General features: G+C 68.8%; 10 protein-coding genes and 1 pseudogene. 4 read left to right on the forward strand and 7 right to left on the reverse strand.

Annotated elements, in window-relative coordinates:
• The 5 genes from ABZW30_RS45710 to ABZW30_RS45730 all read right to left on the reverse strand — a co-directional run.
• On the reverse strand, positions 1-344 hold a 344-nt coding region (locus ABZW30_RS45710), incomplete at its 3' end, for an IS3 family transposase (protein WP_355677262.1).
• Positions 345-397: 53 nt separating this feature from the next.
• Entirely contained in the window at positions 398-724 is a 327-nt protein-coding gene (locus tag ABZW30_RS45715; RefSeq protein ID WP_355677263.1) for a transposase, read from the reverse strand.
• Between the two features lie 11 nt (positions 725-735).
• Entirely contained in the window at positions 736-1776 is a 1041-nt protein-coding gene (locus tag ABZW30_RS45720; RefSeq protein ID WP_355677264.1) for a tyrosine-type recombinase/integrase, read from the reverse strand.
• Positions 1704-2576 (reverse strand): hypothetical protein, encoded by an 873-nt coding sequence (locus tag ABZW30_RS45725; protein ID WP_355677265.1) that lies wholly within the window; start codon positions 2574-2576, stop codon positions 1704-1706. Before ABZW30_RS45725 ends, ABZW30_RS45720 begins: the two co-directional genes overlap by 73 nt.
• A complete protein-coding gene (locus tag ABZW30_RS45730) occupies positions 2573-3646 on the reverse strand; it encodes a site-specific integrase (RefSeq protein ID WP_355677266.1) in 1074 nt (357 codons plus the stop codon). Before ABZW30_RS45730 ends, ABZW30_RS45725 begins: the two co-directional genes overlap by 4 nt.
• An 84-nt stretch (positions 3647-3730) precedes the next feature.
• On the opposite strand from ABZW30_RS45730, the pseudogene ABZW30_RS45735 reads away from it, so the two are divergent.
• Positions 3731-4123, forward strand: a pseudogene (locus ABZW30_RS45735) (Tn3 family transposase); the annotation flags it as partial.
• Positions 4124-4608: 485 nt separating this feature from the next.
• Here ABZW30_RS45735 and ABZW30_RS45740 read toward each other — a convergent pair.
• Together ABZW30_RS45740 and ABZW30_RS45745 are read right to left on the reverse strand one after the other, a co-directional pair.
• Complete coding sequence (locus tag ABZW30_RS45740) at positions 4609-5100, reverse strand: RICIN domain-containing protein (RefSeq protein WP_355677267.1); 492 nt, start codon at positions 5098-5100, stop codon at positions 4609-4611.
• A gap of 332 nt (positions 5101-5432) precedes the next feature.
• Positions 5433-5786: a DUF4232 domain-containing protein gene (locus tag ABZW30_RS45745; RefSeq protein WP_355677268.1), complete on the reverse strand. Its 354-nt coding sequence runs from the start codon at positions 5784-5786 to the stop codon at positions 5433-5435.
• Between the two features lie 292 nt (positions 5787-6078).
• On the opposite strand from ABZW30_RS45745, the gene ABZW30_RS45750 reads away from it, so the two are divergent.
• From ABZW30_RS45750 to ABZW30_RS45760, 3 genes are all read left to right on the forward strand, one after another.
• Positions 6079-6426, forward strand: coding sequence for a PadR family transcriptional regulator (locus ABZW30_RS45750; protein ID WP_355677269.1), 348 nt, complete (start codon positions 6079-6081; stop codon positions 6424-6426).
• Complete coding sequence (locus ABZW30_RS45755; RefSeq protein ID WP_355677270.1) at positions 6423-7562, forward strand: hypothetical protein; 1140 nt, start codon at positions 6423-6425, stop codon at positions 7560-7562. Before ABZW30_RS45750 ends, ABZW30_RS45755 begins: the two co-directional genes overlap by 4 nt.
• Before the next feature lie 500 nt (positions 7563-8062).
• Positions 8063-9034 (forward strand): DUF5996 family protein, encoded by a 972-nt coding sequence (locus ABZW30_RS45760; RefSeq protein WP_355677271.1) that lies wholly within the window; start codon positions 8063-8065, stop codon positions 9032-9034.
• Positions 9035-9241 lie beyond the last annotated feature (207 nt).

The raw sequence follows: 9241 nt of genomic DNA on the forward strand, positions 1-9241 counted from the left end.
CGGTTCGGCGCGCCGGCGACGAACTGGCGGTCCACGAGGTCAGGGGCGCGCTCGGCGGCCGGCTCCGCGATGGTGGTGATCACCTTCTTGCCGCGTACGGCGCCGGCGATGCCGAGCTCGCGCATCAGGCGCTCGACCGTACAGCGGGCCACCGCGTGGCCCTGCCGGCCCAGCTCCCGCCAGATCTTCCGGGCCCCGTAGACACGGTAGTTGGCGTGGTAGACATCCTTGATGAGCTCCTTGAGTTCCTCGTCGCGCACGGTGCGGGCGGCCGGCGAGGCCAAACGCTTGCGGTGGGCGTAGTAGGTGGAGGGGGCGATACTGCAGCCGTGCTCGGTGAGCACGCGGCAGATCGGCTCGACGCCGCCGAAGCGGCCCCGGTGCTCGTCGATGAACGCTACGAGCGCAGATGTGGCCGGTCGAGCTCGGCCGCGACGAAACTCGCCGCGGCCTTGAGGATCTCGTTCGCGCGCTTGAGTTCGGCGATCTCCTTCTTCATCGCCTTGATCTGCGCGGACTCCTCCGTGGTCGTCCCCGGACGCTGCCCGGAGTCGACCTGGTCCCGCCGCACCCAGTTGCGCAGCGTCTCGGCGGACCCGATACCCAGCTTCTCCGCGACGGCCCGCAGCGCAGCCGACTCGTTCGGGTAGTCACCGAGGACCTCGGCGACCATGCGCACCGCACGACGGCGCAGCTCAGGCGGGTAGGAAGTGGGACGTGCCATGACTCGAGTCCTTACACGAAATCGAGTCCCCACCGAACCCGGGGCGGTTCAAACAGTGTCATCGGCTCCTTGGCGTTGTAGAGCTGGCTGGCGATGGTCGAGCGGGCCCGGTGGCTGGTGATGTTGCCGCGGACGTCGGCGGTCGGGACGCCGGCCTTCCGGCAGAGCGACGGGATGATCGTCCCGTTGATGTATGTCTTGGCGACCCGGCGGGCCCGCATCGCGAAGAGCAGATCGACGTGCTCGCTGGTCTTGCGGTCCAGCATCGTCGGCTGGTCGGGGCGGATCGCCTGCCATGCCTCGATGGCCTGGCCCAGTAGAGGATCGACGGGCTTGGTGAACGCGGTGCCGGTTTTGTGGGTAGGGACGTCCAGCAGGCAGACGGCGTCCTTGGCGAGCACGTCGCGGGAGTCGCCGGGGATGGGGGCCCCATCGTGCTGCCATCGGATGCAGCCCACCCGCAGGCGGGCGATCTCGTCACTGCGCTGGCCGCTGAACAGCCAGGTCAGCGTGACCGCGCGGATGAGCTCCATCGGGTAGCACGGGCCGCTGGAGTTCGCGGGCAGGTCCTCGGGTTCCAGATTGAGGCCGGCCCACAGGAGCTTGGCCCAGATGTCGTCGGCGATCATGCGGGGGTTCGGGCCGATCAGCGCATGCACGCTCCTTGGGGTGGCCAGGGCCCGGGCGGGGTCGAACCGGCGGGGGATCCACTCCCACTCCTGGCAGTCCCGGAAGAAGGTCCGGGTGGCTGTCAGATATCCGGCCTTCGTGCGCGGCGAGACCGGCTCACCGTCGCGCTTGCTGAGCCCGTACTCGCGCTGGACGTACTCACCGACGGCCAGTCGGTCGACCTTGGCGACCCAGGCCGCGCAGGTCTGCCGGGTCCACTGATCCGGCGCGGTGATCTCGGGATACTCCTCGACGAGCCACCGCCCGGCCTTGGCCATGATGATCCGGAAGGTCCGGCGGACCTTCAGCGTCAAGGTGGAGGTGGCGTACCAGCGCTCGACCCAGGCGGCCCAGCTGTCGGTGGTGCCCTCGATCGCGGGCATGCTGCCGTGGACAGACGGGACGGCGGTTCACAGTGGCCGAGCGCGGCGACGGCCCGCTGGATGCCATGAAGGGACCCGGTGTGCCAGCGCACGCACGCCGATTCCTTCCGCAGGCGGGCGAAGGCGTCCGTGGTCAGGTCCTCCAGCAGCGGGCTGCGGTTGAGCAATAACGCCTGGCAGAGCACGGTGGGCAGGCGCTGGTCCTCACCTCGGCCGATGCGATAGCCCCACCGGCCGAGGACGTCCGTGACCTGCTGGATCGAGCGGTCGACGGGTTCCGTGCCAAACACGCGCCAGGTCAACGCGAGCCGGTTGAAGGGGCCCAGGCGGTCGAAATCGGTGAAGCCGCAGAGCAGGTAGCCGTAGGCGGCGACGTAGGGGCGGACAGTGCCGTCGATCCAGCCGGGCCAGGGCTTTTCGAACTCGTCCGCGCTGGTGCCGATCAGCCGCAGCCACTCGTCCGGCGTCCATGCCCAGTAGGCGGTCCCCAGTTCCGCTGCCCGCAGCAGGATGAGACCGATCGCATCGGTGATAGCACGGCGGTGGTGCGGAGTGTCCGGGCAGTGCATCGCTGCACGGGCATCGTCCAGGGGACGCAGCAAGCGACCGATCGTGTCCCACTCGGGTGCATCGCGGTCGTAGCAGCGGCGTCGCCGCAGGTTCATGCCCAGGCGGCGAAGCGCCTCCGATTCGAGAACAGTGAGGTCGGGACGCCGGTTGTAGCGGTCCGGGGCGATCGGCCACGACCAGACGGGCCGACCGTCGGTCTCGGACAGCGGGGCGAGTGCGGGGGCGGTCACGAGCGGCCTCCGACAGGGGCGTCGCTGCCGAGTCGGGCCAGCATGTCCACGCGCCAGGAGTGGATCTGTTCCATGCCCTGGTTGAGTTTCTCCGCCAGGTCGCGGCCGGACAGGTGGATGTACGTCATCGTCGAGTCGGTGTTCCGGTGGCCAGCGAAGGTGGCGATGGCGTGCAGTTCCCAACCCATGCGGGCCAGATCGGTCAGGCACAGGTGCCGGGTGGTGTGGGTGGAGAACCGCGGGACCCCGGCGGCCAGTGCGACTCGGCGGACCACCTTCGACCACGTCCACAGGCTCAGCGGCTCGGCGTGGTTGCGGCGCGACTCCGACAGGAACAGCGGTCCGCGGGCCCGGCTGATGGTGGATCGGTGGGCCAGGTAGCGGGAGAACAGGACGCCCGTGGCCGCTGAGTACGGCACCACGCGCTCCAACCGGTTCTTCGTCGTCTCCGCCCGGACCCGCAGCATCCGGCGGGCCGGGTCCAGATCGTCGGTCCGCAGCGAGCACAGCTCCTCGCGCCGCAGGGCGGCGTCGTAGGCGAGCGCGAGCATCACACGGTTACGGATCGGCTCGTCCCGGAAGACGGACAGCACGTCAAGCCACTGCTGTTCACCGGGGATCCACGGCAGCTTGGTCAGGCGCGGCACCAGGCCGCGCTGGTGGCCGCCGAACCGGCGACCGGGCGTGTAGCGGCCGCGTCCGACCGGGTTCGACTCGCGCAGCCCCTCCTCGATGAGGAAGTCGTAGAACAAGCGGACCGGCACCAGCCGCTGCTGCAGCGTGGCGTTCGCCAGCCCGGCGCCGGAGTCGATGGCCAGCACGTTGGTGCCCCGGCGGCTGGGCCGGGTGGTGAGCTCGCGGACGAAGACGGCGAGGTGTGCGCGGCTCGCGGCCACCGGGTCGACATTCTCCCGCTCGCAGACCTGCAGATACTCAGCCAGTCCGCGGGCGTAGGCGTCGATCGTGCGCGGGGCGCGGCCCAGGTCCGTCCACACCTGCAGCCACTCAGCCGCCCGCTCGTGGCGGCCGAGGATCGGCCACTTCTCCTCCAGCACCGTTGAGATGCCCAATGAGTCTCCTCAGTCCGTGGTGACGCCCCGGGGTCCAGAGTGGATCCCGCGGCGTGATTCCACGTAACTGATAAGTACCTCTCCGACGAGGGCTACCGGCGCAAGATCGCCAGGCAGCTGAACAAGGGCGAATCCATCCACGCCCTGCGCCGCCAGCTCCACTACGCCCGCGAGGGCAAGATCACCCGGCGCCAGCCCGAGCAGCAGAACGAGCAGGCGTGGTGCCTGACCGTCGCGACGAACGCCGTCATCTGCTGGCACACCGAGTACATGGGACTGGCCGTGGACGAACTACGCGGTGCGGGACGCGAGGTGGACACCGAGGTGCTGGCGCACATCTCCCCGGCCCGCAGCTCGGCAGTCAACTACTACGGCTCTATCACCGTCGACCACGAACGCGAACTCGCCCAGCTCGACGAACGCGGTCACCGGCCGCTGCGAACCGTGATCACCGACGATCCCGCCGCCGGCCTGTGAAGCGGTCGCAGAAGAAGTCGCGGCTGATCCCCGCGCGGTCGCACCAATCGCCTTGCTGCCCAGCCCGTCCCGGGCAAGCGTCGCCAGGCGGTCCGGCGGGATCTTGTTCGGCCTCACCCGGGCAGTCAAGAATTCCACCGGCAGCCGGCGGACCGGTAGCCGCCCGTCACCAGTGACCGACGATCTTCCCAAGAAGCCGAGCGCGAGGCCTGAGCGCTGCGCTAACCACCCGTGATCAATCTCAGCGCCAACAGCTCTACCCACCAGTAGTGGCCGGGGATGGCTGACCGGCCGGCGTGAGCACTGGTGCGGTGGGTTCGTCTCCCGTTACGAGGACCACCGCTGAACGCGGGCCGCACCGGCGTCCGCACCACAACTCGACCCCGTCCACCTCGGCCGCGTCCAGCTCGTCCGGCTCCGGACAGTCCTGTGTGAGGACCCCGGGCGGCGGCGTCGGCCGCCCGGGGTGGGATGGCGTGGGTGGGTTACTTGTTGTACAGGGTCCAGAGCTGGTTGGGCGCGCTGTTGGCCTGCTTCAGCGTCACGGGCGTGTCGATTCCGTTGCCCTGGAGGACGTCGTTGAGGTTCTTCTCACTGGCGATGGTGGTCGCCTGCTGGCCGAAATCGACGACCCAGCGCTGTGAGAGCTTGTTGGGGTCACAGGGCTGCTGTGTCACGGCGGAGTCCACGCCGGCATCCTGGATGCAGGCGCCGAACCAGAGGCTGCTGATGGTGTAGATGCCGATGCCCGTGGGGGTGGTGGAGACCTGGTTGAAGGTCCATACCTGGGAGCCCCAGTGGGGGTCGCGGGTAAACACCTGGTGTCCGTCGGGGGCGTCGAGGTTGGTGTCGTCGGCGTAATTCTGGACGGACCTGGTGATAGCGGTGTCGGCGTGCGCCGGGGCGGCGAACAGCGCCATGCCGGCCAGCGCGCTGGCCACGGCGGCGAGGGACGCCGCCTTACGTCCGATGATCACGACTGCACTCCTGTTCAACTCTCAAGGAGAGTAGGTGGGTTGACTACGATGACTGCGTTTCCCGGGGTCAGATCGCCGACCAGCTGGCGCTGGCCATCGGACAGGCCCCGGAGTCCTGGTCCAGACACCAGCCGCAAAGTAGGTCGCGGGTGGCCGGACGAGCCCCGCTTCCCTGTCCTTGGTGCTGTCGTTGGTCTGGTCGAGTCGGCCTCGAAATACGAGGCCTCACCATGTCGGGCACGGAAAGCGGGAAGACGTATGGTCGGTTCTGGGTGAGCCAGAACGCTGTTGCAGTTGGTGCCGACCCCGGTGGAATGGCCCAGGGACGGGTCCTACCGGGCGACGGGCGCGCTCATCCGGACCTCGGCGCCGCAGATGGTGTCCTTCGTCGGCTTGGCGTTCTGATCCACCATCGGGACCCGGACTGTGGCGCTGTCACCCGGCGCGGCCACGTCTGCGGGACTGGCAGTGGCCGGGCACTCGGTGTCCGGCCCCTTACCGTTCATCTCGGAGTAGCGCAGGTCGATCACCGCCTTCCTGCCCGTGTCCAGCGTCACCGGAGCCGGGCTGCCCTGGCCGGCGCCATGGGCCCGCGACCCCTTGTCCATGCGGATCTCAAGCTTCGGGTAACCGGCCAGGGAACAGCTGTGGGGGCCGGAGTTGACGGCGACGAGTTCGGCGGTCACTGGGTCCGGCTCACGAGCGGTGGGGCCCCACCGTCCTTCGGTGCACTGGCCGTGGAGCTGGAACTGCAGGCCGTCAGGCCGGGCCCGGCCAGCAGCGCGGATATGGAAACAGTCACCAGAAAGCGCGAGCGCATGGATCCCCCCGGATCGTTCAGGACAGCCCACGGGCAACCTCTGCCCAGCCGGACGTGCGCATGACAGCGGAAAGCCGCTGACTGCCCGGCGTGAACCGGCATGCGAGGAGCCTAGCTAACCAATCGACATACCTCAACCATCAATCTAAGATCGTCATATGGCAGACCGTCACCTGCAGGAGCCGACCCGGCTCGTGCTCACCGCTTTGGCCGACGCCCCCAGACATGGCTACGCGATCATCCAGGAAGTCCTGACCATCTCCGGCGGCCGCACCAAACTGCTCACCGGCACCCTCTACACCGCCCTGGACCGCCTCCTCCAGCAGGAACTCATCCGGGTCGACCACGAAGAGGTCGTCGCCGGAAAACTGCGCCGGTACTTCGCCCTGACCGACCAGGGCCGCGACGTCCTCACCGCGGAGACGCAGCGCCTGCGCACAGGCGTGGCCGAGGCCGAACGCCGCCTCGCCCTCGGCCGGCTCCAGCCGAACAGAGGAACGGCATGATCGCCCCGCTCCCGACCGCGCCCGCGAACATTCCGCTCCCCGCGCGGCTCCCCATAGCGGCACGGCTCCCCCTGCTCGGCCTCTACCCGGCCGAGTACCGCGCCGCGCACGGCGAGGAGATCGCCGCCGTCTTCGCCGAGGCCGTCCAGGACTTAGCGGGCCGCGCCGCCCTGCGTGAGTGGGCGGCGCTCGCCGCGCACGCGCTGCGGCTGCGCACCCGGCTCAGCTCGAGCGATTCCATCGGCCGGATCGCCGCCGGCGCCGCGCCGCTCATCCTCGCCGGCGGGGCGGGCATGAGCATGGCCAGCCTGCTGATCGAGCTCTTCCTGCGCAACCCCTTCGGCTCGGAAAACTCGGGGCACCCCGCCAGCCGGGCCCTCGTCGTGGCACAGTCAGATGGCTGGGGACATCCCGCCATTCAGGCCCTGGTTGTGGCACAGACCTGCTCCTGGATCCTCGCCCTGCTGTGCGCCTGCCTCGGCCGGTGGGCGCCCGTCCGGATCCTGGTCGTGCTGGGAATCCTCGGGCGGATCGGCCCCGCGCTGGCGTTCATACCCCATCGCTGGCTGGCCGACGTTCTCCCCTACATGCTGCTGATGCCGTTCGGGATCGTGCCCTGCGCGCTGCTGCTGATCGCCCCGCCCGACGCCGTCGACCTCTCCCTGCGGGGCCGGCGCGAGACCGTGCTCGCCGCCCTCACCTTGATGAGCGGTGCCGCCATCCTCTGGCCTCATGTTTCTGGTTACGTGCTTCAACGACGGTTGTTCCTGCATTGGGGAGGCACTCCGGATCTCGTGTGGCTGAGGTTCATGAGTTTTGACACCACGAGCCTGCTCATGGCAATTGCTGCCTGGCCCGCCGCCGTGATGAGCACCGCTCTGCTCCACCACCTCGGCGCCCAGCGACCAGACCGCCTGCGCGCTGCGGGCATTGCGGTGGCAGTCCTCCCCTGGGCGGCCATGCTCCCCCCGCCCTACTACTTCCTGCTCGCTCCAGCGGTGCCCGAGATCGACTCCCGCGACCTGGTGCGCAACGCCAGCGTCGTCCTCGCCCTCCTTGCCACCGCCACCCTCCTGGCCGCCCTGCGCCGCACCCTCCGCCGCGCCCGCCCCACCGACCCACCCGGGCTGGCGTGAACGCCCTGCCCAGCACCTCGTTGGCGGCGCCAGCACGCGACCGCCAGGCGGAAGCTACCTGCCATTCATGGATCGCCCCGGTCTGCGGTGTGACGGAGGGTGTTTCATAGGTGGTCGCCTGTGAAACGCGGCGACGCGCGATGGTCCACCCGCGGCGATCATGTTTCATGATTTGTTGCGAACAGCTGGATGCTTGAAACACCCTCATGAAACTGTCCGGGGTCGTGAGCGACGACTTCAAGCGTGTGGAATCGCACGACTGCCTCGCCCGTGCCGAGGCGGGCCAAACTTTTCGGTCACCCACCGCATCCTGGCTGCTGGCCCAGCATGTCGGTCGGACGCCCGGCGCCACCGAGCGGGCAGGACCCTGACCTGCGTGTGAGAATTGGGTACCGGATCGCGGTTCGGTGTCCGAGGCCCGCCTGTCGCTGCATGGGGGAGCGGGCGCTGCACCTGACGTCCCCTCCCGCTGATCCGGTTGACACGCTGGGAGGCTCTCTGTGGGCGAACGTCTCAATGCGTGGCCGACGCTGGTCTATGAGGACCTGGCGCCCATGGTTGACTACGTGAACCGGGTGGTACAGGTCGCGGGCAAGTACACCCTCGACGAGCCCTTCGAAGTCGGCTGGGGAAACATCGTTCTCGATGTCACCCCCAGGGGGCTCAGCACGCCGACCCTTCGGCAGCGAGGTGTGACCTTCACGGTGCGCTACAGCCTGCTCGACGGTGGCGTGGTCATCGAGGCCGACAATGGCTCACGGACGGTGCCATTGTCCAAGGGATCAGTCGCCATGTTCTATGCGTCCTTCTGCGATGCGGCAGACGAGCTCGGTATACACCGACCGCGCAGCTCGTTGATCTGCGAGATTCCGGATGCCCCGCCGCGCTTCGAGGACGATCACGTCGAACGCACCTGGGATGGCCACGCGGCCCGGCTGATCTGGACGGCGTTGAACCTCGTCGCTGACGGGCTCGAGGCGTGGCAGGCCCCCTTCCTGGGATACCGCCCCCGGGTCGGTGTGATGTGGGGCGGCTTCGACCTGTCCGCCACGCGTTACCGGGCGCAGCCCACCGTGCCGACGCCCTACCAGCCGCCGTTCATGCAGAACGCCGAGCTCGACGCGTACGTGTCGGTGGGATTCTCCTTCGGGGATGCCAAGGCGCCGAACGTCGGCATGTACGCGTACATCTGGCCCCAGCCGGACGGTCTCGGGGGCCGGTCCTGGGGTGTTGAGGGCGCCGCCTGGCATCCCGACGCCGGTCTGGCTCGTCTGCCGTGGGCCAAGCTCAGGGAGACAGCGGACCCGCACCAGGCCATTGTGGCGTTCGGTGACGCCGTCTACGACGCCGCCGTCGAGACGGCAGGCTGGCCGTCCGACCTCGTCGGCCCCCGCGTCGAGGGTTGGTACATGAGCAGGACACCGCCGCGCTCGTCCAGTACCAGCACGGCCGACTCCGGGCGAGAGGTCTAGTGAAGGGTGGGCGCTGCCTCTGATCACCCTCCCTGACGGCCGAATGGCTGTCCCGGTTTCGACAGTTGGCGGGCACACGACCGGGCGTGATCGGATGTCTTCGCAGGTCAGTGTGATTTGAGTGGTCTGGAGCGGTATCGGTCTGCGGACACGCGAGTTCAGGTGTTCTGCTGCTGTGGCCTGGACTGACTGGGCATCATGCGGGCA

The sequence above is a fragment of the Kitasatospora sp. NPDC004669 genome, assembly GCF_040609455.1.
GTDB lineage: Bacteria > Actinomycetota > Actinomycetes > Streptomycetales > Streptomycetaceae > Kitasatospora.

What these genes read in the sequence shown, in the direction of transcription:
- ABZW30_RS45715 (WP_355677263.1), bottom strand. Translation starts at nt 724, where the DNA reads ATGGCACGTCCCACTTCCTACCCGCCTGAGCTGCGCCGTCGTGCGGTG.
- ABZW30_RS45720 (WP_355677264.1), bottom strand. Translation starts at nt 1,776, where the DNA reads ATGCCCGCGATCGAGGGCACCACCGACAGCTGGGCCGCCTGGGTCGAG.
- ABZW30_RS45750 (WP_355677269.1), top strand. Translation starts at nt 6,079, where the DNA reads ATGGCAGACCGTCACCTGCAGGAGCCGACCCGGCTCGTGCTCACCGCT.
- ABZW30_RS45755 (WP_355677270.1), top strand. Translation starts at nt 6,423, where the DNA reads ATGATCGCCCCGCTCCCGACCGCGCCCGCGAACATTCCGCTCCCCGCG.